The following is a 24,310-nucleotide window of genomic DNA, read 5'->3' as shown; positions in this document are numbered from 1 at the left end:
ATGGGCTCGCGACTCCTCAACATCCAGCGGCGGGCCGCCGAACACGGCCGTCTCCGCACCGGCTACACCCAGGGCAACCGGCCCGTGAAGTCCGCCACCTGGGTCGTCACCTCCCACTCCGAAGAGCACGTCCGCAAGGCCGCCGAGCTCTGGGGCGGCACCCCGGAGACGTGGAAGCCGCTCAACTCCACGACCGCCCAGTGGAGGGTCATCACGCAGGCGCCGTCCATCGAGGCGCTGATCACCCCCGGTGACCCGCTGAACCAGTACAACGAGCTCTGGTCCGCAGGCGGATGCCAGCGCCGCTGTGATGGGGAGACGGAACTCCTGTCACGCCAGCCGTGCATCTGCCTCGCCCGGTTCGGTGAGGACTGGCACCAGCAGAAGAAGGGTGTCGTCTGCTCCGCCACCTCCCGCTTCAACGTGATGCTGCCGGACCTGTCCGGCATGGGCATGTGGCGGGCCGAGACCCACAGCTTCTATGCCGCGGCCGAATGGGGCGGCATGGTCGACATGGTCCTCGCCGGGACCGACGGCAAGGGCTTCGTGCCGGTGACGCTCAGGATCGAGCCCCGGCAGGTGGTGCGCGAGGGGAAGACCAAGAAATTTCCCGTCGTCGTCGTCGAGTTGCGTGGTGTGACCCCGCGGCAGGCTCTGGCCGGGCCGATGCCCACGGCGATGGCCCTGGACCCGTCCGGTGTCCGTGCGGTCGCTGCGATCGAGGCACCCCGCCCGGACTACCTCGCCCTGGCCGAGGGCGCCCTGACCGTCGACGACGTGCAGGACGTCTACCGCGACGCGCACGCTGCCGGGCACCTCAATGACGAACTGGTGGCCGCGCTGAAGCTGCGGGCCGAAAAGCTGAAGAACCCGGCCCCGGAGCCGGGGCCCGACGAGGACGGCGCCTACCCCGCCGAGGTCGTCGACGAGCAGGACACCGAGCAGGCCGGCACGTGGCCCGCCGTCGCCCAGGCAGGACAGGGAGCACGCGCATGAAGTTCGCCGACATCCGCCGCATCGGATGGGACACCGAGACGACCGGCCCCAACCCCACCGAGGACCGTATCGTCACCGCCGCCCTCGTCGTCCGCGGCGGCGGCCACCCGGACATCAACTTCACGTACCTGATCGACCCTGGAATCTCGATCCCCAAGGAGGCCAGCGACGTCCACGGAATCACCGACGACATGGCGCGGGATGACGGCCGGGACCCGAAGGTCGCGCTGGACGAGATCGCCGAGCAGTTGGCGGCGGCCATCAAGTGGGGCATGCCCGTCGTCGCGTTCAACCAGTCGTTTGACTGGTCGATCCTCCACTACGACCTGATCCGCAACGGCCTGCCCACCATGTACGACCGGCTGGAGCCCGGCCCGCTGCCCCTCCTGGACCCGCACGTCATCGACAAGCAGGTCGACAAGTACGTCAAGGGCACCGGCATGCGGAAGCTCCAGCCGACCGCCGAGCGGTACGGCGTGGAGCTCACCGACTGGCACACCGCCGAGGCCGACGCCCTCGCCGCGCTGCTGATCGCCGAGGCCCAGTTCGAGAAGTACCCGCGGCTCAACGACCTCGGCCCCATGCAGCTGTACGCCGCACAGAAGGCGTGGCGCGCCGAACAGCAGGCCGGACTCCAGACGTGGTTCCGGACCAAGGCCACCCCGAAGCAGGGCGGCGCCCCGGACAAGGTGATCGACGGCTCATGGCCGCTCATCCCCCGCCAGCAGGGTGAGGGCCAGTGATCAGGTCCATTAGCTACGGCGGAGGCGTTCAGTCCACCGCGCTACTTGTCCTCGCTGCTCAGGGTCGCATCGACTTCCGTACGTTCCTCATGGCGAACGTCGGAGATGACAGCGAGCACCCCGCCACCCTGCGATACCTCGACGAGTACGCGCGCCCCTACGCGGCCGAGCACGGCATCGAACTGGTGTTGCTCGACCGGGTCATGGTCCGGAGCGGAGAGACCCGCACACTGCACGGCCAGCTCACCAAGGAGGGTTCACGCTCCCTGGCGATCCCTGTGCGCATGTCCAACGGGGCCCCCGGGACCCGCTCCTGTACCGCCGACTTCAAAATCAAGGTCATCGGCCGGGAGCTCAAGCGACGCGGCGCCACCAAGGAGGCCCCGGCCACCATTGGAATCGGCATCAGCCTCGACGAGATCCACCGCGCGAACAACCGGCGCTGCGAACCACACGAGGCAATCGTCTACCCGCTCCTCGACCTCGGCCTCCGCCGCACCGACTGCGCCCGCATCATCACTGACGCCGGCCTGCCCGTCCCGCCAAAGAGCAGCTGCTACTTCTGCCCGTTCCACCGGCCCGAGACGTGGCACGACATGCGCCGCAACGAGCCCGACCTCTTTGAGAAGTCGTGCCAGCTCGAAGACCTCCTGAACGAGCGACGCGACGTCCTCGGCAAGGACCACGTCTACCTGACCCGCTTCGGTAAGCCCCTGCGCACCGCGATCCCCGACGGCGTGGATCTGCTGCCCATGTTCGACGAGGCCGACGGCGCCTGCGACTCCGGATGGTGCATGACATGACCGCCCCCACCTTGTTCAACACGACTCCCGCGGCCGGGCTGACCCCCCGCCCGGCCGCGGGGCCCACTCCCCTCGTCATCGGCCTCGACCTATCCCTCACCTGCACCGGCGTAGCCGGGGCCGGATGGTCCGACATCATCCGCACCAAGCGCCGCGGCGACGACCGTCTCAACCACCTGCTCGCCGCCGTCGCCGACTTCGTGAAGCGCGCCGACCTCGTGGTCATGGAAGGCCCCTCCTACGGGCACGCCGCCCTCGCCGGACACGAGGACTTGGCCGGACTGCGTGTCCTGGTCCGCCAGTACTGCTATCGGCACCAGATCCCGTACGGCGTCGTCCCGCCCTCCAGCCTCAAGATGTTCGCGACCGGACGCGGCAACGCCACCAAGGGCGAAGTCCGTTCCGGTGTCGCGGACCGGTACGGACACCACACCGAGGGCGTCGGCCGGTACGACCAGGCCGACGCGTACACCGCGATGGCTATGGGACTGCATCACCTTGGCTACCCGCTCGCCACGGTGCCAGACCGGGCGCTGAAGGCGCTCGACGGCTGCGCCTGGCCTGAGATGGTGGCGGTGGCGTGATGCAGATTCCCGACGCGATCGCCGACCGGCTCCGGAGCGGCTGCTCCAACAACGTCGTCATCCGTGAGTTCGGCGTATCGAAGCGCTTTGTGGCCGCAGCCCGGCGCGACCTGGGCGTCCCTTCGTACGGTCCCGGCCGGCCGACTGCAAGCACCCCGCAGGGCCTGTTCCGGGACCGGACCGAGTCTGTCACCGGCGGTCACCTCAAATGGGCTGGAACAGTCACGAACGCTGGTGTGCCGTCCGTCTCCTGGCTGGGCCGCAACCTCTCCGCCTACCGCATCGCGTACGTCATGCGGCACAACCGTGCCCCGTTCGGCCCGGTCCGGCCCGGCTGCGGATACCCCCGCTGCGTCGCCCCCGACCACGTCGAAGACCAGGCCATGCGCGACCAGCTGCGGGCGCAGATGGCCGGGATCTTCGGGGGTGCGGCGTGAGTGTCTACACGCTGCCCGACGGCCGACAGATCACCGGGGCCCTCTCCATCAAGTTCGGCCAGCAGGCCCGAGGCGGCGGCCGATGGATCGAGCAGCCCGCTGCCAAGTACGAGTGCCTGCTCTGCGAACACATCGAGATCGTCACCGGCGCCGAAGCCGTCACGCGCTTTGCCCAGACCATCCGCGCCACCCACCCGGCCACCTGCCCGGGATACCCCACCCAGCAAGGAGCGCAAGCCGCATGACCCTCCACATCGACGCTGACGTCAAGTTCGACTCCAAGGTCCTCACCGACGTCGCCGAAGCCCTCGAACCCCACGCCACCGACATGTTCAGGCTCCGCAACGGCCACTGGATGGCCATCGTCGAGCTCTCCCACGTCGAGCGCACCGAGCCCGGCCCGGAAGAGGACAAGGCCCCCTCCGTGAAAATCCGCGTCACCGGCATCGAGGTTGCCGGAGACGAAATCAGCGGCGGACGGCTCCGCGGCGTCATGCGCGAGATGTACGACCGCCGCACGTCCGGCGGCACCCTCTTCGAATCCGACCAGAAGAGCGCCTAATGGCCCGGCGCACGGCACCCGACCGCACCCACTGCCCCGGGTGCCGTGCGCCGATCCTCACCCAGCTCGTAGGTAACCGCGCCGCCCTAAACGTCACCGCAGACCTCCGGCGCCTCACCCCCGAGCAGCAGGCCGAAGCCCGCACCCCACACCGCCTCATCTGGTGCCTCAAAACCCGCGGCCCCCACAGCACCCCACGGCTCCGGTGGATCGACCGCTGGCACCCCCCGGACTGCCCTCACCCCCACGTCACCGAGCACCACTGCAACCCCGAGCCCAACACCCTCTTCTGAGCAGGAGCCGCCACCGTGGAGAACGTCCGCCACCTGGAACCCCGCGACCAACCCAGCGTCCCCGGCCTCGTGGACGCCGAGATGGACGTCATCGGCGGCTGCATGTACGACCCGCGGCGCATCCCCGCGGTACTCGCCATCCTCCAAGGCTCCGACTTCGCGCGCCCCGCACACGAACTGATCTGGACCGTCGTCACCTACCTCGCCAAGCACGGCGAACCCACCACCGCCCTCGCCGTCGAGCTCGAACTGGAGAAGCGGAAGGAACTCACCCGCGCCGGAGGCCGCGCCTACGTCCTCCAGGTCGCCGGCCACGTCGGCGGCGGCGACCCCGAATACTGGGCCGAGAAAGTCCGCGCCGCCGCAGACCTTCGCGCAGAGGCCGAACTCGGCCGCCGCATCGTTCAGCAGGCCACCGCCCCCGACGCCGAACCCGGCACCGCCGTCACGTTCATCGACAGCTACCTCCAGCGGCAGAAAGAACGCGCCGCCGGCCGCTCCGGTGACCCTGCGGACGCCCTCCTTGCCGAGCTCCTCGATGCGTCCAGCCTCGACAACATGCCCACGCTGGAACCCCTCGTCGGTGACCTCCTGCACCTCGACACCCTCGCCCGCATCATCGGCCCGTCCGGGCACATGAAGAGCTTCGTAACGATCGACCTCGCCGGGCACGTCGGCACCGGCATGAAATGGCACGGCCACCACGTCCGGCAAGGCACCGTCGTCTACCTCGTCGCCGAGGGCGCCCGCGGGATCCGCCAGCGCGTCCGCGCCTGGGAGAAGCACTACGGGCAGCCGATGCACGGCGTCCTGTTCCTGCCCCGCCCCGTCCAGGCCCGCGGACCCGAGTGGGACACCCTCATCGAAGCGATGCGCCGCCTCCAGCCCGCAATGATCGTCATCGACACCCAGGCCCGCGTGTCCGTCGGCGTCGAGGAGAACTCCAACACCGAACTCGGCATCGTCATCGAGCGCATGGACGACCTGCGCCGCGCCACCGAAGCCTGCGTACTCCTGATCCACCACACCGGGCACGTCGGCGAGCACGGCCGCGGCGCCTCCGCCGCCAAGGGCGCTCTCCAGTCCGAGATGCACGTCTCGAAGAAGGGCGACAACGCCAAGAACATCGTCGTGACCATGAAGGTCGGCAAGCAGAAGGACTCCGAAGAAGGCGCCGACCTCCAGTTCGGGCTGAAGGTCGTCACCCTCGACGGCGAGCACAAGCCCGACGGCCGGCCCGTCACCTCCGTCGTCCTCGAATCCCTCGACCAGCGGCCCGACGTGCCCGCGATCGGCACCCCTGAGTGGCTGGTGCGCCGCCTCGACACGGACCGGGTCGACATGCGGTGGGGCAGCCCTCGTGTCATCGAGTGGTGCCGTGAGCGGGGCATCCAGATGCGCAAGGACAAGATCGAAGAAGCCATCCGGATTCGTAAGCGGAAGGGCTCCTTCGAGGAGCTTCAGGATGTCCGAAATGACCTCCCCCCGAACCTCCCCCGCGATCTTGAACCCCAAACTCCCCCCGATTCCCGGGGGATGTCGGGGGAGTTCGAAGAAAACCCCAGGTCAAACATCCCCCCACAGCCGGGGGGAGGTCCGGGGGATGGCCCATCAAAACCTCCCTCCCCCCGCTCCCCCTCTAGGGAGGGGGGAGGTGTGGGGGAAGACGAGAAAAACACCCCCCTCTGCACCGTCTGCGACACCCCCCTCAACCCCGACTGGGCCCACCGCGGACACGACACACACCTCGGCTGCGACCCCCGCACTGGCAGCCACCCCGCAGCCTGACCACCAACCCACCCTCTGGAGCCTCTGATGACCACCACACCCGCCGACGAGAACCCGAGGAGCATCCCTACCGCCCTGGGGCTGCTGCCTGCCGAGGAGATCGCCCTGCTGCGCCGCACGCTGGAGGCCGCGGAGGAGGGACGAGCCGAGTTGCGCGCCGAGAACGCGCGGCTCCGTGCCGCTGCCGACCGGGCCGCGATCCTCCGCGAGGCCGCCGACGCCGTGCTCGACGTCATCGGCACCGAAGCTCGACTGCCGCAGACGATCAGCGGGGTGTACCGCGCGGCCGACCACCTCCGCCGCATGGCCGACAAGGCGCAGCAGCCCGCCCCCGCCGTGACCGAGGAGCCGGGCCGATGACCATGTCCCACGAACTCGCTGACCGCGAGCAGCAGATGCGCGCCGTTCTGGAGACCGGATTCACCGATCAGGAGTGGGCGGTCGGCATGGTCCTTTGCCCCGCCCGCGAGAAGTGCACTGCCGGGATGCGGGCCCTCTTCAAGCCGCTGAAGAACGGCCGCCTGCCGATGCACCGGTGGCTCACCTACGCCTGCGACGGAGCGAACAAGAGGCCGACCACTCCGCCCTTGCAGCTGCGTTTCACCGCCGAGGAGCCGGGCCGATGAGCGAGTACGTGACCAAGGTGGCGCCAAGTCTCCGTCCCCTGGAGCACCTGATCGTCAGCAAGCGCCACGCCCGCCAGGCCCGGAAGTGGCCGTGGTCCTGGTGGTGCACCTGCCCCGACGGGTACGGCGCGGCGAAGAGCGAGGCACTCGCCCGCCAGGCTGCCGACGAGCACACCGCCCGCCGACACCCCGCTGCTGAGGAGCCGACCCGATGAGCGGCCGAAGCGACCGAAAGCAGCAACTGCTGCACCTCGTCGACCGCGCCCGCCGCGGAGTGCTGCTCCCCGCCGAGCTGGACCAACTAGCCGCCGGGATCACCGAACAGGCCGCCCGCATCACGACGCTGGAGCACGTCGCCGCAGGCAACAAGCGCCACGTCGCCATCATCGCGCCCGAGCTGGAGCGCACCGAGGCCGCCCTCGCCCGCGTACGGGCCCTCCATCAGCCCACCCAGGGCCTCGGGTTCGGCTGCGACGAAGACCCACGCTCCTACGGCGACATCGCCCAGGCATGCACCTCGTGCGGCAAGGCGGACGAATACGGCGTCCGCTGGCCCTGCCCGACCATCCGCGCCCTCGACGAGCAGCCCACCACCTGACCCACGGAGGACCCCATGTACCTGCCGGAAACCCCGTTCAACGCCGACGAGGGCCTCGTCGTACTACACCGTGGAGATCGACGAGACAGGCCCCGTCGTCTACTCCGAGTGCTGTCTCGACCGCATCGGCCTCAGTACCGCCCGAGTCCTGCACGAAGCCCTCGGACGCTGGATCGCCGACCAGCCCGCCCTTGAGGCGGATGAGCAACCCCGCGCCTGACCCGCCCGGCCGCCCCGTCCCGCCACGGGGCGGCCCCGCCGAACCCCAACCGCCACGAACTGGACACCCGATGACCAACACCATCTGCGCCGAGTACTCCACCCACACCACCGAGCAACAGCCGGTCCTCGGCCCCTGCGTCCTCCGGCCCGGCCACCGCGGAGGCATCCACCAGGACGTCCGCGGCATCCAGTGGGCGAACCGGCCGGCCCGCACCCCGGCCCATCGGGCCCTCTGCCCGACCAGCCCCACCGGATGGCACCACTACAACGAGGGCAACGGCAGGCCCGAGAGCCGCACCTGTGACCACTGCGGGGCAGGCGCGTGCCGTGCCTGCGGAGGCGGCCCCGTCGCCTACCACAACTACCTCGGGAACCCGGTCTGCGCGCACTGTGCCGATTGCGCATGCGGGGAACGGCCGTGCGCCGTCGACGGACAAGACCAGCTTGGGGATGAGGGGCTTCAGGGCCAGCTGTCCGCGGCGCTCCGAGTGATGCACCGGTCCGAGCAGGAGATCGCCGCCCTGCGGGCCGAGCTGCGGGCCCGCGACGAGGTGATCGCCCAGCAGCGCGCCGCCGCCCGACATGCCCTCCGCGACGTAGCCGCCGTCGCCCGCGTGCGGGCCCTCGCGGGGCGCTGGTACGGGCAGGGCGCCCCGGCCACCAGCTACGCCCGGGAGCTGCTCGCCACCCTCGACAACGCCGCCTGAACACGACGAAGGGGCGCGCCATCTACGGCGCCTCCACCATCCTCAACAGCCCGAAAGGCTAATGATCATGTCTATCAACGAAGTCTTCACCACGTTCCTGTGGGCGCTGTTCGGAATTCTGGCAGGAGGCAGCGCGGCCATTGCCGGGCTCATGTACGCCCAGGCCCAGGACAAGAAGAAGGGGCAGTGCTCGTGGTGTAACCACCGGCCCACGGATCACTTCGGTTCCTGAAACGCGAAGGGGGGCGCGCCCGATGTCTGGCCGGACCGGCACGCCCCACCTGGTGTCAATCACCGTACGCGATCAAGGACCACCACGTGATCGACGCCATCGTCCCCGCTTTCCTCGCCAGACTCCCCGCCAGCGTCCGAACTCCCTGCCACGGACACGGCGACCTGTACGTCCACTCGATCCGCAGCACCCCGTCCGCCACCAACGTCGGCAAGGCCAAGGTCCTCTGCGCGGCATGCCCGATCAAGGCGGCGTGCGCCGACCACGCCATTCGCCGTGGCGAAACAGACGGCATCTGGGGCGGCCTCACCCCCGCCGAACGCCGAGCACGAGTCCGGCCCGACTGCGGCACCGAATCCGGATGGCGATCACACGTCCAGCGCGGCGAGTCCTGCCTGACCTGCCGCGAAGCGCACGACGACCGGCTACGTGCGCAGCGACTGAAGCGACTGGCGCACGAACACGCCGAACACGGCGGCAGCTTGGCCGGGTACCGACTGGAACTGCTCCTGGGGCTGCCGACCTGCGTACGGTGCAGGGCCGTGCGGCAGGAGTACTACGCGGAACGGCCGCACACGGCGAAGTGGTACCGGCGCGGCATGGCAGACCGCAGCGCTGAAGCTGCGTAAGGCCATCACGATGGTGCTGACCACGTCTCCGGCCCGCCACCGCGCCACTCGATCACCCCGGACAGAATCACGTCGTCCTCGGTGATGTCGTCCAGGCCGGCACGACGCAGGAACTCCGCCACATCCCGCACGCTGTACGCCATACCTAGGATCTCCCCGTCGACACGCACCCGCCGGCCACCAGACCCATCCGGCGGGTACACGACCACAGGCAGACCACGCATACCGCCCAGCGTCCGACGACCGGTGCCCGACCGCACCCCGGCACCGGCCAACCGGCGGACGGTCAGTCGATGAACGACCCATCCGCACGCCGTACGTGCCGACCGAGCAGGTGCTTGCACTGCGGGCAGTGCTTCATCCCTCCCCGCTTCACCACCCACGAAATCCCCGCCGTACACAGGTGCATGAACCCGACGGCCCACGTCTGCATCATCCGAGCCAGCCCCGGCTTCGTGCACGTCCCGCAGTCCCGACACCCGCTGCTCATCGCGCCCCCTCGTCGATTGGTCCGAAACGCCGGAACCTACCGGACCGGATGGACCTACGGGAGCTTCTCGGACAACCTGGCGCATTCCCCGACGCGGACCGCGCGCCGGCCGATACGGTCCGGCCCGTGCGATACACCTACCGCTGCGACGCCTGCCGCCTCACCTGGGACACCCGCGACGAGCTCTACGACGCCGAAGCCGACCGGGAGGCCCACAAGTACCGGGACCACGGCGGCGCCCGGCCGGACGGCCAGATCATCGAAACCCCCGGCCCCCTCGACCAACTGGGCAGCGCGGCGTGGGCCGCCGCCTCCTCGGTTGTCCGGCTGGTCGCCCGAGGGGTCGTCCGTGGGCTCCAGTCCAAGAGCTTTCGCGAGGCGCAGCAGACCGAGGCGGTCCGGCAGGCAGCGATGCTCCTCGGTGGCGGAATCCTGCTCCTGATGGTCATCAACTGGCTGACCCGCTGACCCCAGCCTCGCCGTACGCACCGATAGCCTGACCATGGACAGCGAGAAGCCCCCACCTCGATTCGCGCGAGGTGGGGGCTCCGTTCTGGCACCAGGGCTAGAAATTATTGAACGTGGTCCCGTCGAAGGTGATCGTCTCCGCGTTGAAGATCTGCCCCTTTTCCTGCGTGATCTGAGCCCTGAGATAAGAATCTGTCTCCGTAAGGTGTGCTAGGCGCTCGCCGCCCTGCTCTCCCGGTACATCAACGTGTTCAGCAATGAGCGCGGCCCACTCAGCGATAACCTTCTCGCGCCCTCGCGCCAAAGCAACATCATCCTCGGGGTCACCGCACACCAATTCGACCTGTTCGTATTCGTTAAGCTTCTCGACCCCCTCATCAAAAGCGAGGAGGGCTTCAGCTTTCTCTTCCTTCGTGCCGAAACGGAAGATTCGCGCAAAGTATGCGCGGGCTGCAGGGATCCCTAATGTGGTGTAGTTGGCGACGATACCTGTGGCGACACCAGTGGCAAGGTTGAGAACGATTGTGAAGTCGGGCACGTGTCCTCCGAAGTGAAGATGGCGTCTGGCGGCGGACGTCGATACCTCCACCCCACCCCCTCCGCCACAGTGGGCAACGAAGACCTTACCCACCGCAAGCACCTGTCGATGACGGAACAGCACGAAGCCCCACCTCGAACGAGGTGGGGCTTCGTTGCATCGACCTGGGCGTCACTACCGCCCAGCAGGTTGCGAGGGAACGCCGGCGGCATCAGCAACCGACGGCTGCGGCGGCCCAGCCACCATTGCCTGCACGAGCGCCATCAGAATCTCCGCACGCTGCTCATCGCTCAGCTTTCCATCAGCGATCAGCCGCTCCGCAGCGAGGAACCGGGACAGCTCCAGCGGCTGATCGAAGTACGACCGCAGGTGACCAGCGGCCGCTTCCTGTGACCGGACGAAGGTCCGGCTCACGTACCCCGCAAGCGCAGCCGAGACGGCTCCAAGACCGCCAGCAACGATGCTGCCCGCCGTCGTACTCGCCTTCAGCGCTACAAATACGAACGCGACGAGCAGAACGAACCCCGTCACCATTGCCACCTGGGCATTCCGGAACGACCTCGTCGCCTGACTGGTAGCGATCTTGTGGTAGAGCTCCAGCCGTGCATGCGTCGCCGCCCACAACTCTGCCAACGCAAGATGCTGCGCCCCTGCAGCACCGTCCGGCGAGGTGGATTCTGATCCATCCGCAGTGTCCGCTTCTTCCCCATCTCGCGGTCGCGGAGGAGAAACATACACATCTCCGTGCACCTCTCCGCGAATCGTCACCCCATGAGCCTCAGCCCATTCGTTACGAAGCGCACGCTCAAGGTCTCGCTCAGCAGCAGCCAGACGCTGCCGACTTTCACCGATACTTTCACTATCGCGCAGCAATCGCTTCGCGATCGAAATGGCCACACCAAGGCCAATTAAGGTCACGAAAACAGAGAGTGTAGAGAGAAAGCCCTTCTCCCTATCGCCAAGACCTGATGAATTGACCACCCGCCATGCGCCAATCAGCAGCAATGCGACAGAAGTTAGCGTTACGGCCCAAGCACCCCAGGGCCCGGTAAATCGAATTCGCGTGAACTTTCGAGGCTTGCGAGTGGTCGGCATAGCCGACCAGCATGCCAACCAGCCTCGCTTCAGTCCAACCAGCAGCACAGAAGAGGAACGGAAGCCGCCCCGCACCCGAAATCGGGTGTGGGGCGGGACGCCCTGACTGAGTCGTGGCGTCATCCGGCGCCACCGGCGGACACGCGGACGCCGATGCGCAAGGTGTAGCCCCGGCCAGCCGACGGGGTGCGGCTGGCCGGGACGGTTGGGCCCGCCCGCGGCTGGCCGGCGAATGCAGCCGCGGACGGGAGATCAGTAGTAGAACGGCTGGATCTCTTGCAGGCCATCAATTGCCCGCCGGAGCTGCTTGCCCCGATGGCCGTTCGGCTGGCATTCCGGGGACTTCGCAGGGTGGGCATGCGAGTCCTCGCGGGCGCCTGACATTGAGTCTCCGAAGGAGACGATCACGTAGGGGCCGGTGATCGTGCGATCACAGTCGACGCAGATCATCGGCGTGCCTCCCGCCAGGCTCGGCCGAGCTGTACCACCGTGGTGCAGGCGGCCCCAGCACGGCAGGCAGCGCAGGTCAGGGTGTGCCCGAGGAGCGTGCGGTATTCGGCGTCGGGTGCGGGCTGCTTCTTCGCCAGCGCGGTCATTGGTGGGCCTTCCAGCAGGTGGGGCAGCAGCGGGGGAACCACAGGGCCGAGGTGCCGTGGGCGTCGATCAGGCGGGGCCCGAGGTCGTGGGCCGTTCCGTTGCTCAGACCGGCCGAGCACCAGACGCACTGAGCCCCGCGTTGCTGGGCGCTGGACAGTGCCGCCGGATCTGGCAGATCGATCACCGTGTTCATGCGGGTAGCCCCCGGTCGTCAGACAGTGATCCGACGGTAGGAGCGGACACAGCAAACGAGGGGCAGGATTCCTGCCCCTCGCTCAAGGATTCGAACTAGGCGGCCAACAGGCCGAGTTGGTCAGCCAGAGCCGCAGCGCGCTGCCGCCGCGCTGGGCTCCGGGCCTCCGTCTCCTCCAGCACGATTCGGCGTGCGTATCCGTTGTACTTGATCGTCTCGGGAGCGGCTTCGTGCGCCTTCTCCAGCGTGGCCAGCGCTGTCTCCGCCTGGCCGTCGAGCTGGTACGCGCGCGCCTCCTCGATCCGGTGCCGAGCCAGCCGCGGCCGGGACGGAATCGCGCTCGCGTCCGCCGAGATGACCTGTCGCACGGACTCGCCACCAGCACGAAGCTCGACGGCGATGGTAACGGCGTGCGCACCCATGATGGCCCGCGAGAACGACGTCACCGGGTGGTAGTAGCCAGGTGCAAGCTTCTTGGAAGTGGCCTTGGCCTTGTCCCACCACCCCAGCGCGTCCCCGGTCGCGCCGCGGCGCGCGGCCGTATATCCGGCCTCGAACTGGAGGGCCCCGGCAATCGCGCGGACACGATCGTCGGCGTCTGGCAGGAACCTCTCCAGGTAGCTGAGCGCCTCCAGGGTCATGGCGTCTGCGGCGTCGAAATGCGACGGCCCGGTGTCGCGGTGTGCCTGCGCAGCCAGCCACGCGGCGACGCCGATCGCGTGCGGGTCTTCGGACTCCTGCGCCGCAACCATGCCGCGCTCGGCCACCCGCCACAACAGGGCGGCGTCGGGCTGGTAGGCGATAAAGAACTGCGACAGCGAGTAGACCTCGGAGAGAACGGCCTGCGACGCCCGTCTGTCCGCCGCCGAATCGGACTGGCGCACAGCCAGTTGGGCATCACGGATCAGGCCGGGCAGCAGCTCGCCGATGACCTCGCGGTGGTTCGGTGCCTGGTGCCGGGCTGTCCAGGCTGTTGCAAGCCGGGCCGTCAGGTGCTCCGCCGACGGAGCCTCGCGGTCGCCGCTCAGGGTCAGGGCGTTGACCGCGTCCCGAACAGCCGGCAATCGGGAATGCCCTGGACCGATGAACAAATCCACTGGTGCGCTCTGATCGCCAGTCAGGTCGGAGAGGTCTCGAACCCGCAGCAGCTCGGCGATCCGCAGGACCACCGGGAGCTTCGGCATGCCGATCTCTCCTCGTTCCACCTGCTTCACCCACGAGGGGGACATGCCCAACAGCCCGGCCACAACCGGGCGGGGCATGCCGCGCTTCGTACGGAGAATCTGCATCCGTTGCCCGAATCCCAGCGGGTCGGCGTACGGGTCCGGGGTAGCATCATCTGGCATGGCCTTGCCCCTCTCTGAACAGCTCGTCACTGTCAGGGTATGGGGCAGGGCCCTTTCTGCGGGCGGCGTCGCGTGATCCTGCTCCGTGACGTCGTACCATCCGGCCCGTGGCGATCACGGCCCGCCATCGGTGGCAACATGCCGATCACCTGCGACAGGTCGGGTTCACACAGCAACCTCTCGGCGGGACGGACATGAGGCGGCGGCCGTTGGCCGGAATCGTCCAGGGGCTTCCAACCCCAGCTCGGCAGTGCGGGCACGGCACCGTCAGGCCCGGCCATGATGCCTGGCGAGTCCAGCGGGGCGGCGCACGCCGTTCACGAGACGCCCTTCATCTGCTGCTTGAACACCGCGAGTTCGGCACGCTCGGCATCGGTAAGGCGGTCGAGGTAGGCCGCAGCCGCCGCCCGGCGCTGCTCGGCGGCCTGCTCGGCGTCAGGGTCGTAGGCAGGTTCACCGTTCGCGACACGGACACGGGCAGGGTGAGGACGCAGCTGGGTCCGGCCGGCCTTCTTGCAGTGCTGGCCGAGACGGGCACGGCACTGGGGGCAGTCAACGGACAACGGGCTGGCGGGCTGCGACTCTTCGGTGGTGTCCTCGTCGGAGGTCTCTTCATCGGGAACGCGTCGGCCGATGCTGGCGAGGGCAGCCCGAAGGGCTGGCCGGGGGCTGCCCTCGATGGCGATCGCGGCAGGGCGGGCGCCGTCGGCGGTTGCGGTGAGCTGGCCGCGGAGACGGGCAAGGTAGTGCGGGTCGGCGTCACCGCCTGGGGATTCGTACCGGAAGTTCTCCAGGCGCTCGCGGCGCGCCCGCCGGGTGATGTCGATGATGTCGACGGGGGTGATGCGCCAGCGGTCGGCCGGCTTCAGCGTGGCGATGTGGACGGCGTAGAAGTGGCTGATGGCGTGGCGCGCATCGGCGTAGCTGATGCGGGCGGTGTTGAGGTCGTCATGCCAGGCGAGGATGTCGGCGTCTCCGACAGTGCGCTGGTCACGGGCGGCGGCGAGACCGAGAAGTTCCCCGGCCTGCTCGTAGCTGATCACTGGGTCTCCTGGTTCTGGGCGTCGGCGGCGGCTTGAAGTCGGCGGCCGGCTGCGATGGCGGCTTGGACGCGGGTGTCCGTGGTTGATGGCCTGGGCGGGAGGGCGACGACGTTGGTGGCTCGCTGGGCGGCCCATTTCGCGGAGCGGAGCACCCACTTCTGCCATTCGTCGGGCCAGGACCGGCGGCGTCCGCCGTCGGCGCGGAAGTGAGCGACGAACTGGGCGGTCTCGTGGTCGGGGTCGAGGCCGGGGACGGTGGCGGTTGCCCAGCGGCGCATCGGGGCGGTGAGGGTGAAGCCGTCGAGGTCGATCGGGGCCATGGGGAGGGGGCCGTCAGGCCGCGGCGAGGGGTCGCCACTACCTGAGGTATGTCCCCCCTCATCAACCACCGACGGGTTCTCTGGTGGTTCTACTGACGGTTGATTGGTGGTTAGGGCGGCGTTGAGTGCGTGACGTGCGGACGCAGAGTGCGTGACGTCACGCTGTTCAAGTGCGTGACTCACGGACGGAGAGTGCGTGACATCCCCATCTGTCACGGACGGAGAATCCGTGACTGTCACGGACGCAGAGTGCGTGACACGCTTCGCCCGGGACCGGCGCTGACGCTCGGCAGCTGCCCGCCGCTCGTCCTCCTCCAGGCGCTCCAGATCGGCCCAGTCAGTGGCCGGGCGCTTCAGGTGAAGGGCCAGCTTCCAGATGGTCCGGCCGCCCGTCTCGCCGGTCTTCTGGATGAGCCCGCCGGCCTCCAGCCGCCGCAGCGCACGCTGCACGGTTCGACGGTCGTAGCCGGTGCGGTACTGGATGCGGACCACAGAGGGGTGCGCGCCACCGCCGTCCTTGTGGGCGTGCTCGGCGAGCGCCTGGAGGACGTGCCGCGACGTGGTGTCAGGCTTGCCCTTGTCGGTGAGCAGCATGGGAGCGTCGTCCATGGCCCACGTGACTGCCTCGGTGCTCAACAGGCTCTTCTCTCGTACAGGGGGTGAGCAGTGTGGATGGTGGCCCCGGGGCGCGGTGCGGTGACCCCGGGGCCAGAGAAAGGAAATGGCGCGGCAAGCCAGAGCCACAGCCGGAAACGCGGGCGCACATAACCGTCTGGCACCGGCCAACGCAACGACCGGGCTTCTCGGCGGCATCCAGCCCAATCACGGGCGGTGCAGATCACCGGCCCGGCTCCCTGGCCTAGTGCTCAGCTGCGCCTACTGTGGATCAATCGGCAGTAACTGCCTTGATCCGCTGGTCCATCTCGGCCATCGCTCGGGCTTGTTCCGCCGGGTCGCCGTCGTGATCACCCTGCGCCTCACGCTCCAGCTCGGCGGTGAGCTGCGACAGCCGCGGCAAGAACGCTCGCAGCCCTTCGTGAAGAGAACGCGCCTGGGCGGCATCAAGTTCGAGGAACAGCCCACCAGCAACCTCGGCCCAGATCGTGGTCTTGCGGCCCCACGCCGCCTCGTTGTCGTTCACCGTCGTAAGCCGGGCCGATACCAGCGGAGTACCCGGCTCCAAGCGGGGCTCATCGACGAACGGCGCGGGCTGAACAACCTCAGCCGCCGGCCCCTGATGCCAGCCGGGCGTACCGTCCTCACCGTCGTGCCGCATCGTGCACCACGACGGGCAGCCGTACCGCACCATCCAACCGGCGCCACGCTCAACCGCCGACAGACCCTCGCTGGTGATCACAGGCACGCTGGTCGTACGATTCATGAGATTCCTTCTTCTACGAGGTGGATCACGATCAGCGAGCGGGAACTCGCTGGTTACTTGCGGCCGGGCGGCTCCTACACCGCTCGGCCGTACTCATGCGCCGGGGTCTTCGGTCTTCTTCTTGCGCGGGCGACCAGGGCGACCGCGCTCCTTGTCGGGCTCGTCCTTCTTTCGGCGCTGCGCTCCGCTGACGCCTGACCCGATCTGCTGGGCGCGCGCTCCGGAGATGCCGAAGATCCTGCCGACGTCAGCCCATGTCTTGCCCTGCTTCATGGTCTGGATGTCCTGCGCGCGAAGGTCTCGAAGCACGGCGGTGTAGCCATTCATCTTGCTCAGCGCCTTCCCTACCTCGCGTACGCGGACCTCGATGTCCTCGATGTCCTTGAACGCCTCGATCGCCAGCACTAGGCGTCTCACCTCCTCTGATTGCTTGGCTTCGTCCTCCATGCCGCTCCCTTCTGCGGCGCGGACAACACGAGGATAAACCCCGTGCTTGCAATTCTCAAGCACGGGGTTTATCGTCTTTCTCGTGAGGCCGCCCCGGCGGTCTCGTACCAACAGAACGGCCCCGGCCGGAGTTCGTACCTCCACATGACCGGGGCCAGCCAGACACCTGCTACCGACAGGAGACTGACCGTGAACCATCTTTCCACCCGCCGGTCCCGCCGCGCAGCCGGGCGTGCCCGCCGCGCCGTGATCCGTACCAGGGCCGCAGCGAACCGGCTCGCCGCGTCGTGCCGCCGCCACCCCCGGTCCATCGCCACGCACCTGCTCGCCGCCGGGGTCGACCGCGACGCCGCTACGGGATGCGCCTCCGGCCTGCGGGCCGTCGCGAAGCGCCTCAACATCGAGCCTGTCGAGGTTGCCCGCACCCGTCGGACCGTCCAGGGCGGCCGGGCCCGCCGGGTGCACGTGGTCTACCACTACACGCGCACGCAGGTCGCTCGGATCGCCAGCGCCTACCGCCCCAAGAAGAGCTCGTACCGCGCCGCCATCGATCGCCTCGCGCTCTCGCTTCAGGGAGGGCTGGCCGTTGCCTAGGACGCTTCCCCGCCCCCTGCTCCGATGTGCCGCCGCCGGCTGCGTCGAGGCCGCGAACACCTTCAAGGGGCTGTGCACGCCCCACTACGGTGCGCAGCGCAAGTTCGGTCATCCGCTCGGGAAGCTGTACGCCGAGCACGGTGACCACATCGCCGACATGCGTAAGTTGATCGCTACACGGCACCCAGACCACCCTCCGCTGCCGAGTCACGTTCAGATCGGTGAGCGTGACATCGCGATCACCAAGAAAGACTTCGATCGCTTCCTCAGCAAGATCAGCGTGCAGCCTGATGGGCGCTGGACGTGGACATGCAAGATCAACAGGTCCGGCTACGGAGTTTTCGGTCTCCGGCGCATCGACAAGACGGGCAGCTACATCGGTGCCCACCGATTCGCCTACACCACCTTGGTCGGTCCGATCCCGGAAGGGTTGGATCTCGACCACGTGCGTCACAACGAGGCTCACCTACGCGGCGAGTGTGAGGGCGGCCCGTCGTGCCTTCACCGACGTGAGGTCGACCCGGAGGGACTGGTTCCCCGTGATCGAGTCTCGAATGTGCGGCTCGGAGTACGCCGCCAAGGCCCGGTTCCGGACGCCTGTCCTCAGGGCCACAAGTACACCCCCGAGAACACCTACCGTGATCCAAAACGTGGCGGTCGCCACTGCCGAACGTGCGCGCGGATCAGGGACCGGCATCGTAAGGAACGCTTGCGGGAAGAGCGTCTTCTGGCCGGTGCTCCCACTCCGTCAACGACATGCGTCAACGGACACGCCTGGGACAAGGCGAACACCTACATCCGCCCCAACGGCAAGAAGAACTGCAGGGCTTGTCAACGTCAGACGGAGCAGGCGTACCGGGCCCGGAAGCAGGCGTACGTCGCCGCCCGCACCCGTCTCCTCGCGGGGGTGGCCGCGTGATCCCCGTCGACGAGCCGCTCTACGGTCCGGCCGCCCGCACCATGCGCAACGCCCTCCGCGCAACCACCGGCGACTCCGACCCGGACATGGACGAGGCGCTCCGCCGCGCCCGCCAGCGCCCCGCCACTCGCATCGCGAACCACCTCTCGGTGGTCGGCACGCACCTCACTACGCACCGGCCGGCCGACCCGATGACCGAGGCCGCCCGCATGACGGTCGTCCTCCGCACCGCTGGCAGCGCCGCCGCCGCGCGTCCCGTGCTCCGCTTCCTGCCGTTCCCGTCAGGCGGCGTCACCCGCGGCGAGTACGGGCAGCGCGTCCTGAAGGTGACCGCCTGATGGACACCGAAGAAGAGCGCGTCGCCGAGCTCCAGCGCCAGGCCGCCGCCGACTATGCCGCCGCGCCGGCCCGTGCGGCAGAGGCCCGCAACCAGCTCGCCGAAACCCGCAGCCACGGCAACGAATCGGGGGCCAGCTGATGCAGATCCTGGGCTTCACCCTCGCCGTCTACGGCCACTGGCAGTGCAGCCTCTGCAGCGAGTGGTTCTACGGCGAGGACTCGCAGACCTGCGGCAACTGCTGACCACCTAGACCGGCCGGGCCGCGACACCTCCCCCCGCGCGGCCCGGCCACCCAAACCCCTCAGAGGAGCACCCCATGCAGAACACCCATGCCACCGAGCCGTGGCCCGAGGGCGTCATCGCCCGCTACCTCACTCTGGCCGGAGCGACCGTCGACGTCACCGGCGGAGGCGACAGCACCGGCTACCGGTGCACCGGCTGCCCCTACGGATCGGGCCAGTGGCGCGAGGACATCGCCCACGGTCACGCCCAGGGTCACGCGGAGACGTGCCGCGGCCTCCCGCGACCCACGCAGTAACCACCCAGCCCCGGCCCTGGAACAGGGCGCTCCGTACCACCCCGATAGCCGAGAGGACATCCGCATGGGATCCGCAGACCGTTGGCCCGACCTGACCGGCAAGACCTGGGCAACCAAGACCGCGTCGGAGATGACCGACGACGAGGTGGACGACGCCCGAGCCACCTTCGAGGCGGTAGGCCGCACCGACTACGAGGGCGAGTGGCTTCGCCGCCACGGACTGCCTGAGAACTACGGCAACTGACCGCACACAGCCCCGGCCTCGCCGCGAGGTGCCGGATCGACACTCCAACCACTGAAGGGCACGCCCATGCTTACCCAAGTGCAGAACGCGGCAGAGCAGGTGCCTGCACAGGCATGGGCCGCCCTGCTCTCTATCGCCACCCTCATCTTCGGCTACCGCATCGCCCCAACCCTCCGAGCCCGAACCGACCACCGGAAGCCCCGCGACACCACGAAGCGCCGCAGCACCATCGGCTTCCTCGGCATGGGCCTCGTCGTCGTCGCTGGCCTCGCCCTGTCCACCAACACCTCCGCCCGCTTCGCGGAGAAGCGCCTCCACCTGGAGTCGCCGTGGCACATGACCGTCGGCCTCGTCCTCGAAGCGATCGTCATGGGGCTGTCGTTGTACGCCTGGGCGTTCAACGACAAAGGCGCGACGCGGGCCGCGTACTTCCTCGTCTTCGTCCAGGCGGTCGGCGCCGTCGAGGTCGTGAGGCAGGAGCACGAGGACTTCGGCACAGCCCTCGTCCGGATCGTCGGCCCCGTGATGCTCGCGTACGGACTCCACAAGCTGCTCGGCCTGGAGGCGAAGCTCGGCCACATCGAGATCCGCCCGGACGGGCTGCTCGCTCGGGCCTGGCGCGACCGGCTCAAGCGCCTCGAATCCAGGCTCGGGATCGGGTCGCGCGGCGCCGACGCCGAGTCGATCAGCCGCCGCAACGCCCAGGACAAGCTCGTCACCCTAGTCACCCTTGGTAAGCCCCGGAGCATGGGGCAGCGCGCCTACGAGAAGGCCCTGATGCGGGCAGGCGACGCATCGTTCCACGGCCTGACCGACACCCTCGACGAGTACGGGGTCGAGCTCCGGATCACGACCCGCATCGACCGCATGCGCGCCTTCAAGAACCTCCCCACCCGGGCCGAGGAGTACGCCCTCCGCTCCCTTCGCCCCACCACCGCGCCCCAGCGCGCACCGGAGACGGCGACCGACAACAGCGACGCTCTGACCAGCGAGGGCACACCGGGGCGCACCCCCGAGCACAGTGAAGGCGCGCCCCGGGCGAACCCGGGCGAGGCGCAGGCGAACAAGGGGCCCGATGGAGGCGAGGACAGGCGACGCACTCTCGCATTCGACCTCTACTTCGACCTTCGCGGGACCGGGACAGCCCCCTCGCAGAACGCCTTCGAGAAGGCGTGGCGGGACAAGGGATACGGCCTGAAGACCGACGACATCCGCGCCCTCTACAAGGAGGTGCACACCAAGGTCACCGGTCACACTCCGTAATCGATAGTCTCGTCTGAAGGGCCCCCATGACCACCCTGATCGTCCTGGCCGTCATCGCTGCCTGGCTCTACCAGCACCGCACCAAGACCCGCACGCCCGGCGCCGGGGCGTCAGCGGAAGCCCGTGCCCGCCAGCTCCGTACCCCGGCCGTACGGATCGCTGAGGCGCTGAACATCCCGACGCAGCGCGGCCGGGAAGCAGCTCGGTACCGGGCAGGCGCGGAAGGGGAGCAGCGGACCGCGGACCGGATCAACCCGCTGCGCGCCGAAGGCTGGACCATCCTCCACGACCGGGCCCTACCGACCGGGCGCGCCAACGTGGACCACCTCGCGATCAGCCCGACGGGCATCGTGATCGTGCCGGACACGAAGCGCTGGTCAGCCCGCTACCCGGTCCGGGCCAGCAGCGGACGGCTCCTCCACGGCGACCGCGACGTCACCGACCGACTCCGCGGACTCCGCCACGAAGCCAGCACCGTCTCGCGCGTCCTCGGTGTCCCAGTGATCCCGCTCGTCGTCATGGACGGCGCCCCCATCGAGGGCGGCGAGCTGCACTTCGACGGCATCCAGATCGTCCCCGCCGAGCGCGCCCCAGCCGTACTCCGGTCCATCGGCCGCGCCCGCACCCGCCGGGACGCTGCGGCCCTCGCCGCGCTCGCTACCAGCCACTTTCCCCCGTACACGAGGAAGCACCGATGACCATCACGTACTACACACCCCGGCCCCGGCCGGCCGACCCGCGGGAAGCGTGCACCACCCACTGGTCCACAGCCGACAGCGATGTCCGACAGGCCCTCGGCGTCGACCTGCCGGACGGGTACTCCTGGGCACACCGCCCCACCCTGACCGTCATTCACGGCGGCGACCCGACCGCGCCTGGCCACGACGAGCGCCAGGCCCGCGCGCGCATGATCCGCGCGATCAACGGAGGAGCGGCCGCATGAGTACCGACCACAGCACCGAGACCCCCGAGGCCATCACACCGACCCGGATCATTCCGGCCGGCACCCCGCTTCCCCCACGGTCCCCCGAGCCTGGGGAGACTCCACCATGGCGCGCCTCACCGCCCCCGCCCGCCCCGCCACCGGCACCAATGCCGCCGAAGACCGCGCCCGCAGCCCCTCCGGCCGCCCCTCCCGGGCTCCCACCCCAGTGGGGGACCGACTGGCCGTGGGGAGGCGGACAACCGCAGCCGCAGGGGCCGATCGAACTCCGCGTGCAGGTCGAGATGCTCCCGGTCGAGCCGGAGCTGACATGGCGTGACCGCCTGCGGGCGATGGTGATGCGCTGGATCCGTCCGGTACTGACGTTGCGGGGCGCCGTCGCGCTGGCCCTCGCGGTCATGCCGATCCACGGGTCGGAGTCCGCGGCGACGATCTGGCGCGACACGGTGGCCGACGCACGGGAACTCAGTCTCTACGCCGGGTACTTCGTCGGCGCCGCACCGCTGGCCCTTTCGTGGTGGTCGCTCACCCGTGTCGGTCCGACCGCGCCGCGCCTATGGCTGCTGGCCGTGTCGGTCATCGGCGCGACGGCCGCCATCACCCCCTACGACATCATCCAGATCCTGACGGGAGTCGCCCGATGAGCGCCATTCTCACGATGAGCGGGGCGACTGTGTCGGCCGCCGTCCTCGCCCTCAACGTCCGCACCTGGTGGAAGTCGAAGCGCGAGTTCAAGGACTTGACCCCGTTCGGCGGCGGCCTGATCCAGGGCGCCTCGTGCACGCTCTGCGTAGGCGGCCTCCTGGGCTGGGTCGCGGTCAAGGCGGCCGACGCGGGCACCACAGCGGGGGACTGGGGCGTGAACAAGGCCACGGGGCAGTCCGGTTCCGCGACGCTCGCGGCCGGGAGCATGGGCACCCTGACCCCGGCCGGGGCCTGCATGGTCGTCGGCGCGCTGGTCGTCGGCGGAGTCGTCTTCGGCTGCGGGCAAGGAGGCGAAAAGGAGGATCGCCGGAGGGGTCTTCGTCGGTATGACGCTGACCGCTACGGCGGGATTCGCCCAGGTCATGCAGTGGCTGCCCGACGCCTACAACAGCCTCGGCGACGGCGCCGTCGCCATGCTGAACGGGTCGATGCCGCTGTGACCGTCACCGATCTGTTCAAGAAGAAGACGGCGGACGCCGAGGCCGAGGAGACCGACGCCGAGCTGGTCGACGTCGAGGACCAGGAGGCGGGGGAGGAGGCGGCGGCCGAGGAGACCGAGCTGCGGGCCGCGATGCGGGAGCTGCGCGAGGCGATTGCCGCGCTCACCGGCCGTCTGTGGCAGGGGAGTCTGTGGCTCTGCCAGGGCTGCGCACGCGGTCTCACGGCCTGGTGCCAGTCCGGCCGGCGCGACGACCTGGACGGCCCGTCCGCCGAGTACGGCGTCTGGATCAGGGGACTGGCCCTCGGCGCCGTGGCGTTCGGCGGGTGGAAGCTCGCGACTGCGGCACCGATCGTCCTCGTCCCGGCGGCCGGGATCTGGGTGCTCGCCGCCGCCTACGCCAAGGAGCCCCCGACGGTCGAGGAGGAGGCCCCCACCGAGGCCGAGGGGGAGACCCCTGCCGAGCCCCCCGTCGTGGCCCTCGTGAGGGCCCAGATCGGGGACGAAAAGGGCGTGCATCTGAGGGTCCTCTACCCCGCGATGCGGGCCTCTCTCCCGGGTGCCGAGGAGGCCTCCGACGAGGCCCTCCGCCAGCTGCTCCTGGACCACCAGATCACCATCAGCAGGAGTGTCCGCGCGAGGGGTATCGCGGGCCGCTCCGGGGTGTACCTCAAGGACCTCCCCTCCCCCCTCCCCAAGAAGGTCTCCAGAAGTGGAGACTCCGCGCTCTCCACGGGTGGAGACGCAGGTCAGGGCAGGGGTGCGGAGAGCGGTGGAGAGGCCCGGAGAGGGGGAGGAGAGGGGTCGGAGAGGGGTGGAGAGGCTGCTGCGCGGCTGGTTCAGGACCCTGAGAATCCGGCCCGCTGGAACGTTGTCGCGTCCTGACGTCCGATTCCTCGGTACCCACCACGACGATCACGAGAGGATCACCACATGACGACCATCCTGTGGCACTACATCCTGACCCTCGGCACCTACCCGGACGAGGACTCCACCGACCTGCGGATGCGGACGTTTTCGGGCACCCTCCTGGCCACTGCCGGCGCCGGACGGGACGAGGTGTACGAGAAGCTGCGCGCCGCCCTGGAGGCCGAGCACCCCACACTCAGCCTCGCCGACGCGGTCGTCGTCCACTCCGACATCCAGCCCAACACCCCCTGAATCAGCACAGCACCGGCTGTCGGTCC

40 protein-coding genes are annotated in these 24,310 nt (G+C 69.0%); 30 read left to right on the top strand and 10 right to left on the bottom strand.

Features of this window, described 5'->3' with window-relative positions:
• From ACIRJP_RS33690 to ACIRJP_RS33610, 17 genes are all read left to right on the top strand, one after another.
• Nucleotides 1–996 carry a hypothetical protein gene (locus ACIRJP_RS33690; RefSeq protein WP_404182563.1) on the top strand — a complete coding sequence of 332 codons (996 nt, stop codon included), beginning with the start codon at nucleotides 1–3 and terminating at the stop codon, nucleotides 994–996.
• Nucleotides 993–1,739 carry an exonuclease domain-containing protein gene (locus tag ACIRJP_RS33685; protein WP_404182560.1) on the top strand — a complete coding sequence of 249 codons (747 nt, stop codon included), beginning with the start codon at nucleotides 993–995 and terminating at the stop codon, nucleotides 1,737–1,739. Before ACIRJP_RS33690 ends, ACIRJP_RS33685 begins: the two co-directional genes overlap by 4 nt.
• A complete protein-coding gene (locus ACIRJP_RS33680; protein WP_404182557.1) occupies nucleotides 1,736–2,542 on the top strand; it encodes a phosphoadenosine phosphosulfate reductase in 807 nt (268 codons plus the stop codon). The genes ACIRJP_RS33685 and ACIRJP_RS33680 overlap by 4 nt, the downstream gene beginning before the upstream one ends.
• The gene (locus tag ACIRJP_RS33675; protein WP_404182554.1) at nucleotides 2,539–3,126 is read left to right on the top strand and encodes a hypothetical protein; all 588 of its coding nucleotides are present in this window, start codon (nucleotides 2,539–2,541) and stop codon (nucleotides 3,124–3,126) included. The genes ACIRJP_RS33680 and ACIRJP_RS33675 overlap by 4 nt, the downstream gene beginning before the upstream one ends.
• Nucleotides 3,123–3,563, top strand: a complete 441-nt coding sequence (locus ACIRJP_RS33670) for a hypothetical protein (RefSeq protein ID WP_404182551.1) — start codon at nucleotides 3,123–3,125, stop codon at nucleotides 3,561–3,563. Before ACIRJP_RS33675 ends, ACIRJP_RS33670 begins: the two co-directional genes overlap by 4 nt.
• Nucleotides 3,560–3,808 (top strand): hypothetical protein, encoded by a 249-nt coding sequence (locus ACIRJP_RS33665; RefSeq protein ID WP_404182548.1) that lies wholly within the window; start codon nucleotides 3,560–3,562, stop codon nucleotides 3,806–3,808. Before ACIRJP_RS33670 ends, ACIRJP_RS33665 begins: the two co-directional genes overlap by 4 nt.
• Entirely contained in the window at nucleotides 3,805–4,125 is a 321-nt protein-coding gene (locus tag ACIRJP_RS33660; RefSeq protein ID WP_404182545.1) for a hypothetical protein, read from the top strand. Before ACIRJP_RS33665 ends, ACIRJP_RS33660 begins: the two co-directional genes overlap by 4 nt.
• Nucleotides 4,125–4,418 carry a hypothetical protein gene (locus tag ACIRJP_RS33655; RefSeq protein WP_404182542.1) on the top strand — a complete coding sequence of 98 codons (294 nt, stop codon included), beginning with the start codon at nucleotides 4,125–4,127 and terminating at the stop codon, nucleotides 4,416–4,418. Before ACIRJP_RS33660 ends, ACIRJP_RS33655 begins: the two co-directional genes overlap by 1 nt.
• A gap of 15 nt (nucleotides 4,419–4,433) precedes the next feature.
• Nucleotides 4,434–6,206 carry an AAA family ATPase gene (locus ACIRJP_RS33650; RefSeq protein ID WP_404182539.1) on the top strand — a complete coding sequence of 591 codons (1,773 nt, stop codon included), beginning with the start codon at nucleotides 4,434–4,436 and terminating at the stop codon, nucleotides 6,204–6,206.
• A gap of 27 nt (nucleotides 6,207–6,233) precedes the next feature.
• Complete coding sequence (locus tag ACIRJP_RS33645) at nucleotides 6,234–6,566, top strand: hypothetical protein (RefSeq protein WP_404182536.1); 333 nt, start codon at nucleotides 6,234–6,236, stop codon at nucleotides 6,564–6,566.
• Entirely contained in the window at nucleotides 6,563–6,832 is a 270-nt protein-coding gene (locus ACIRJP_RS33640) for a hypothetical protein (RefSeq protein WP_404182533.1), read from the top strand. Before ACIRJP_RS33645 ends, ACIRJP_RS33640 begins: the two co-directional genes overlap by 4 nt.
• Nucleotides 6,829–7,047, top strand: a complete 219-nt coding sequence (locus tag ACIRJP_RS33635) for a hypothetical protein (RefSeq protein ID WP_404182530.1) — start codon at nucleotides 6,829–6,831, stop codon at nucleotides 7,045–7,047. The genes ACIRJP_RS33640 and ACIRJP_RS33635 overlap by 4 nt, the downstream gene beginning before the upstream one ends.
• Entirely contained in the window at nucleotides 7,044–7,430 is a 387-nt protein-coding gene (locus ACIRJP_RS33630) for a hypothetical protein (protein ID WP_404182527.1), read from the top strand. The genes ACIRJP_RS33635 and ACIRJP_RS33630 overlap by 4 nt, the downstream gene beginning before the upstream one ends.
• Nucleotides 7,431–7,500: 70 nt before the next feature.
• On the top strand, nucleotides 7,501–7,650 hold the full coding sequence (locus ACIRJP_RS33625) for a hypothetical protein (protein ID WP_404182524.1): 150 nt from the start codon (nucleotides 7,501–7,503) through the stop codon (nucleotides 7,648–7,650).
• Between the two features lie 70 nt (nucleotides 7,651–7,720).
• Nucleotides 7,721–8,359: a hypothetical protein gene (locus ACIRJP_RS33620; protein ID WP_404182521.1), complete on the top strand. Its 639-nt coding sequence runs from the start codon at nucleotides 7,721–7,723 to the stop codon at nucleotides 8,357–8,359.
• Nucleotides 8,360–8,426: 67 nt separating this feature from the next.
• On the top strand, nucleotides 8,427–8,591 hold the full coding sequence (locus tag ACIRJP_RS33615; RefSeq protein ID WP_404182518.1) for a hypothetical protein: 165 nt from the start codon (nucleotides 8,427–8,429) through the stop codon (nucleotides 8,589–8,591).
• Between the two features lie 86 nt (nucleotides 8,592–8,677).
• Nucleotides 8,678–9,220: a WhiB family transcriptional regulator gene (locus tag ACIRJP_RS33610; protein WP_404182515.1), complete on the top strand. Its 543-nt coding sequence runs from the start codon at nucleotides 8,678–8,680 to the stop codon at nucleotides 9,218–9,220.
• Nucleotides 9,221–9,225: 5 nt separating this feature from the next.
• On the opposite strand, the gene ACIRJP_RS33605 is transcribed toward ACIRJP_RS33610, so the two are convergent.
• Nucleotides 9,226–9,444, bottom strand: a complete 219-nt coding sequence (locus ACIRJP_RS33605) for a hypothetical protein (protein ID WP_404182513.1) — start codon at nucleotides 9,442–9,444, stop codon at nucleotides 9,226–9,228.
• A gap of 392 nt (nucleotides 9,445–9,836) precedes the next feature.
• On the opposite strand from ACIRJP_RS33605, the gene ACIRJP_RS33600 reads away from it, so the two are divergent.
• Nucleotides 9,837–10,178, top strand: coding sequence for a hypothetical protein (locus ACIRJP_RS33600; RefSeq protein WP_404182510.1), 342 nt, complete (start codon nucleotides 9,837–9,839; stop codon nucleotides 10,176–10,178).
• Nucleotides 10,179–10,275: 97 nt separating this feature from the next.
• Here the strand turns inward: ACIRJP_RS33600 and ACIRJP_RS33595 are convergent, their stop codons facing one another.
• The 9 genes from ACIRJP_RS33595 to ACIRJP_RS33555 form a co-directional block, all read right to left on the bottom strand.
• On the bottom strand, nucleotides 10,276–10,716 hold the full coding sequence (locus ACIRJP_RS33595) for a hypothetical protein (protein ID WP_404182507.1): 441 nt from the start codon (nucleotides 10,714–10,716) through the stop codon (nucleotides 10,276–10,278).
• A gap of 174 nt (nucleotides 10,717–10,890) precedes the next feature.
• A complete protein-coding gene (locus ACIRJP_RS33590; RefSeq protein ID WP_404182504.1) occupies nucleotides 10,891–11,721 on the bottom strand; it encodes a hypothetical protein in 831 nt (276 codons plus the stop codon).
• 342 nt (nucleotides 11,722–12,063) lie between these two features.
• Nucleotides 12,064–12,261, bottom strand: coding sequence for a hypothetical protein (locus ACIRJP_RS33585; protein ID WP_404182501.1), 198 nt, complete (start codon nucleotides 12,259–12,261; stop codon nucleotides 12,064–12,066).
• 142 nt (nucleotides 12,262–12,403) lie between these two features.
• Nucleotides 12,404–12,601 (bottom strand): hypothetical protein, encoded by a 198-nt coding sequence (locus ACIRJP_RS33580; RefSeq protein ID WP_404182498.1) that lies wholly within the window; start codon nucleotides 12,599–12,601, stop codon nucleotides 12,404–12,406.
• Nucleotides 12,602–12,696: 95 nt separating this feature from the next.
• Nucleotides 12,697–13,947, bottom strand: a complete 1,251-nt coding sequence (locus ACIRJP_RS33575; protein ID WP_404182598.1) for a helix-turn-helix domain-containing protein — start codon at nucleotides 13,945–13,947, stop codon at nucleotides 12,697–12,699.
• 317 nt (nucleotides 13,948–14,264) lie between these two features.
• Entirely contained in the window at nucleotides 14,265–14,990 is a 726-nt protein-coding gene (locus ACIRJP_RS33570) for a hypothetical protein (protein WP_404182495.1), read from the bottom strand.
• Nucleotides 14,987–15,946, bottom strand: coding sequence for a helix-turn-helix transcriptional regulator (locus tag ACIRJP_RS33565; RefSeq protein ID WP_404182492.1), 960 nt, complete (start codon nucleotides 15,944–15,946; stop codon nucleotides 14,987–14,989). Before ACIRJP_RS33565 ends, ACIRJP_RS33570 begins: the two co-directional genes overlap by 4 nt.
• 250 nt (nucleotides 15,947–16,196) lie before the next feature.
• Nucleotides 16,197–16,691: a DUF6907 domain-containing protein gene (locus ACIRJP_RS33560; protein WP_404182489.1), complete on the bottom strand. Its 495-nt coding sequence runs from the start codon at nucleotides 16,689–16,691 to the stop codon at nucleotides 16,197–16,199.
• 93 nt (nucleotides 16,692–16,784) lie between these two features.
• Nucleotides 16,785–17,138 carry a hypothetical protein gene (locus tag ACIRJP_RS33555; protein WP_404182486.1) on the bottom strand — a complete coding sequence of 118 codons (354 nt, stop codon included), beginning with the start codon at nucleotides 17,136–17,138 and terminating at the stop codon, nucleotides 16,785–16,787.
• 189 nt (nucleotides 17,139–17,327) lie between these two features.
• Here ACIRJP_RS33555 and ACIRJP_RS33550 point away from each other — a divergent pair, with 189 nt between their 5' ends.
• The 12 genes from ACIRJP_RS33550 (at nucleotide 17,328) to ACIRJP_RS33495 (ending at nucleotide 24,284) form a co-directional block, all read left to right on the top strand.
• Nucleotides 17,328–17,732, top strand: a complete 405-nt coding sequence (locus ACIRJP_RS33550; RefSeq protein ID WP_404182483.1) for a hypothetical protein — start codon at nucleotides 17,328–17,330, stop codon at nucleotides 17,730–17,732.
• Nucleotides 17,733–17,889: 157 nt separating this feature from the next.
• Nucleotides 17,890–18,651: a hypothetical protein gene (locus ACIRJP_RS33545; RefSeq protein ID WP_404182480.1), complete on the top strand. Its 762-nt coding sequence runs from the start codon at nucleotides 17,890–17,892 to the stop codon at nucleotides 18,649–18,651.
• The gene (locus ACIRJP_RS33540; protein ID WP_404182477.1) at nucleotides 18,648–18,989 is read left to right on the top strand and encodes a hypothetical protein; all 342 of its coding nucleotides are present in this window, start codon (nucleotides 18,648–18,650) and stop codon (nucleotides 18,987–18,989) included. Before ACIRJP_RS33545 ends, ACIRJP_RS33540 begins: the two co-directional genes overlap by 4 nt.
• Nucleotides 18,989–19,129, top strand: a complete 141-nt coding sequence (locus ACIRJP_RS33535; protein ID WP_404182474.1) for a hypothetical protein — start codon at nucleotides 18,989–18,991, stop codon at nucleotides 19,127–19,129. The genes ACIRJP_RS33540 and ACIRJP_RS33535 overlap by 1 nt, the downstream gene beginning before the upstream one ends.
• 178 nt (nucleotides 19,130–19,307) lie before the next feature.
• On the top strand, nucleotides 19,308–19,529 hold the full coding sequence (locus ACIRJP_RS33530) for a hypothetical protein (RefSeq protein WP_404182471.1): 222 nt from the start codon (nucleotides 19,308–19,310) through the stop codon (nucleotides 19,527–19,529).
• A gap of 64 nt (nucleotides 19,530–19,593) precedes the next feature.
• A complete protein-coding gene (locus tag ACIRJP_RS33525) occupies nucleotides 19,594–19,773 on the top strand; it encodes a hypothetical protein (RefSeq protein WP_404182468.1) in 180 nt (59 codons plus the stop codon).
• Nucleotides 19,774–19,851: 78 nt separating this feature from the next.
• Nucleotides 19,852–21,036, top strand: coding sequence for a hypothetical protein (locus ACIRJP_RS33520; protein WP_404182465.1), 1,185 nt, complete (start codon nucleotides 19,852–19,854; stop codon nucleotides 21,034–21,036).
• A gap of 26 nt (nucleotides 21,037–21,062) precedes the next feature.
• Nucleotides 21,063–21,734 (top strand): nuclease-related domain-containing protein, encoded by a 672-nt coding sequence (locus ACIRJP_RS33515; protein WP_404182463.1) that lies wholly within the window; start codon nucleotides 21,063–21,065, stop codon nucleotides 21,732–21,734.
• Nucleotides 21,731–21,979 carry a hypothetical protein gene (locus ACIRJP_RS33510; protein WP_404182460.1) on the top strand — a complete coding sequence of 83 codons (249 nt, stop codon included), beginning with the start codon at nucleotides 21,731–21,733 and terminating at the stop codon, nucleotides 21,977–21,979. The genes ACIRJP_RS33515 and ACIRJP_RS33510 overlap by 4 nt, the downstream gene beginning before the upstream one ends.
• Complete coding sequence (locus ACIRJP_RS33505) at nucleotides 21,976–22,623, top strand: hypothetical protein (protein ID WP_404182457.1); 648 nt, start codon at nucleotides 21,976–21,978, stop codon at nucleotides 22,621–22,623. The genes ACIRJP_RS33510 and ACIRJP_RS33505 overlap by 4 nt, the downstream gene beginning before the upstream one ends.
• Nucleotides 22,620–24,008, top strand: coding sequence for a hypothetical protein (locus ACIRJP_RS33500; protein WP_404182453.1), 1,389 nt, complete (start codon nucleotides 22,620–22,622; stop codon nucleotides 24,006–24,008). The genes ACIRJP_RS33505 and ACIRJP_RS33500 overlap by 4 nt, the downstream gene beginning before the upstream one ends.
• A 48-nt stretch (nucleotides 24,009–24,056) precedes the next feature.
• Nucleotides 24,057–24,284: a hypothetical protein gene (locus ACIRJP_RS33495; RefSeq protein WP_404182450.1), complete on the top strand. Its 228-nt coding sequence runs from the start codon at nucleotides 24,057–24,059 to the stop codon at nucleotides 24,282–24,284.
• Nucleotides 24,285–24,310 lie beyond the last annotated feature (26 nt).

Source organism: Streptomyces sp. NPDC102437 (genome assembly GCF_044765565.1).
Lineage (GTDB): Bacteria > Actinomycetota > Actinomycetes > Streptomycetales > Streptomycetaceae > Streptomyces.
The sequence above is the reverse complement of the archived record's forward strand: the minus strand, read 5'-3'. Positions and strand labels throughout refer to the sequence as shown.

What these genes read in the sequence shown, in the direction of transcription:
- ACIRJP_RS33690 (WP_404182563.1), top strand. Translation starts at nt 1, where the DNA reads ATGGGCTCGCGACTCCTCAACATCCAGCGGCGGGCCGCCGAACACGGC.
- ACIRJP_RS33685 (WP_404182560.1), top strand. Translation starts at nt 993, where the DNA reads ATGAAGTTCGCCGACATCCGCCGCATCGGATGGGACACCGAGACGACC.
- ACIRJP_RS33675 (WP_404182554.1), top strand. Translation starts at nt 2,539, where the DNA reads ATGACCGCCCCCACCTTGTTCAACACGACTCCCGCGGCCGGGCTGACC.
- ACIRJP_RS33660 (WP_404182545.1), top strand. Translation starts at nt 3,805, where the DNA reads ATGACCCTCCACATCGACGCTGACGTCAAGTTCGACTCCAAGGTCCTC.
- ACIRJP_RS33655 (WP_404182542.1), top strand. Translation starts at nt 4,125, where the DNA reads ATGGCCCGGCGCACGGCACCCGACCGCACCCACTGCCCCGGGTGCCGT.
- ACIRJP_RS33645 (WP_404182536.1), top strand. Translation starts at nt 6,234, where the DNA reads ATGACCACCACACCCGCCGACGAGAACCCGAGGAGCATCCCTACCGCC.
- ACIRJP_RS33640 (WP_404182533.1), top strand. Translation starts at nt 6,563, where the DNA reads ATGACCATGTCCCACGAACTCGCTGACCGCGAGCAGCAGATGCGCGCC.
- ACIRJP_RS33635 (WP_404182530.1), top strand. Translation starts at nt 6,829, where the DNA reads ATGAGCGAGTACGTGACCAAGGTGGCGCCAAGTCTCCGTCCCCTGGAG.
- ACIRJP_RS33630 (WP_404182527.1), top strand. Translation starts at nt 7,044, where the DNA reads ATGAGCGGCCGAAGCGACCGAAAGCAGCAACTGCTGCACCTCGTCGAC.
- ACIRJP_RS33620 (WP_404182521.1), top strand. Translation starts at nt 7,721, where the DNA reads ATGACCAACACCATCTGCGCCGAGTACTCCACCCACACCACCGAGCAA.
- ACIRJP_RS33615 (WP_404182518.1), top strand. Translation starts at nt 8,427, where the DNA reads ATGTCTATCAACGAAGTCTTCACCACGTTCCTGTGGGCGCTGTTCGGA.
- ACIRJP_RS33605 (WP_404182513.1), bottom strand. Translation starts at nt 9,444, where the DNA reads ATGCGTGGTCTGCCTGTGGTCGTGTACCCGCCGGATGGGTCTGGTGGC.
- ACIRJP_RS33585 (WP_404182501.1), bottom strand. Translation starts at nt 12,261, where the DNA reads ATGATCTGCGTCGACTGTGATCGCACGATCACCGGCCCCTACGTGATC.
- ACIRJP_RS33580 (WP_404182498.1), bottom strand. Translation starts at nt 12,601, where the DNA reads ATGAACACGGTGATCGATCTGCCAGATCCGGCGGCACTGTCCAGCGCC.
- ACIRJP_RS33575 (WP_404182598.1), bottom strand. Translation starts at nt 13,947, where the DNA reads ATGCCAGATGATGCTACCCCGGACCCGTACGCCGACCCGCTGGGATTC.
- ACIRJP_RS33560 (WP_404182489.1), bottom strand. Translation starts at nt 16,691, where the DNA reads ATGAATCGTACGACCAGCGTGCCTGTGATCACCAGCGAGGGTCTGTCG.
- ACIRJP_RS33555 (WP_404182486.1), bottom strand. Translation starts at nt 17,138, where the DNA reads ATGGAGGACGAAGCCAAGCAATCAGAGGAGGTGAGACGCCTAGTGCTG.
- ACIRJP_RS33545 (WP_404182480.1), top strand. Translation starts at nt 17,890, where the DNA reads ATGCGTAAGTTGATCGCTACACGGCACCCAGACCACCCTCCGCTGCCG.
- ACIRJP_RS33535 (WP_404182474.1), top strand. Translation starts at nt 18,989, where the DNA reads ATGGACACCGAAGAAGAGCGCGTCGCCGAGCTCCAGCGCCAGGCCGCC.
- ACIRJP_RS33530 (WP_404182471.1), top strand. Translation starts at nt 19,308, where the DNA reads ATGCAGAACACCCATGCCACCGAGCCGTGGCCCGAGGGCGTCATCGCC.
- ACIRJP_RS33525 (WP_404182468.1), top strand. Translation starts at nt 19,594, where the DNA reads ATGGGATCCGCAGACCGTTGGCCCGACCTGACCGGCAAGACCTGGGCA.
- ACIRJP_RS33515 (WP_404182463.1), top strand. Translation starts at nt 21,063, where the DNA reads ATGACCACCCTGATCGTCCTGGCCGTCATCGCTGCCTGGCTCTACCAG.
- ACIRJP_RS33510 (WP_404182460.1), top strand. Translation starts at nt 21,731, where the DNA reads ATGACCATCACGTACTACACACCCCGGCCCCGGCCGGCCGACCCGCGG.
- ACIRJP_RS33505 (WP_404182457.1), top strand. Translation starts at nt 21,976, where the DNA reads ATGAGTACCGACCACAGCACCGAGACCCCCGAGGCCATCACACCGACC.
- ACIRJP_RS33500 (WP_404182453.1), top strand. Translation starts at nt 22,620, where the DNA reads ATGAGCGCCATTCTCACGATGAGCGGGGCGACTGTGTCGGCCGCCGTC.
- ACIRJP_RS33495 (WP_404182450.1), top strand. Translation starts at nt 24,057, where the DNA reads ATGACGACCATCCTGTGGCACTACATCCTGACCCTCGGCACCTACCCG.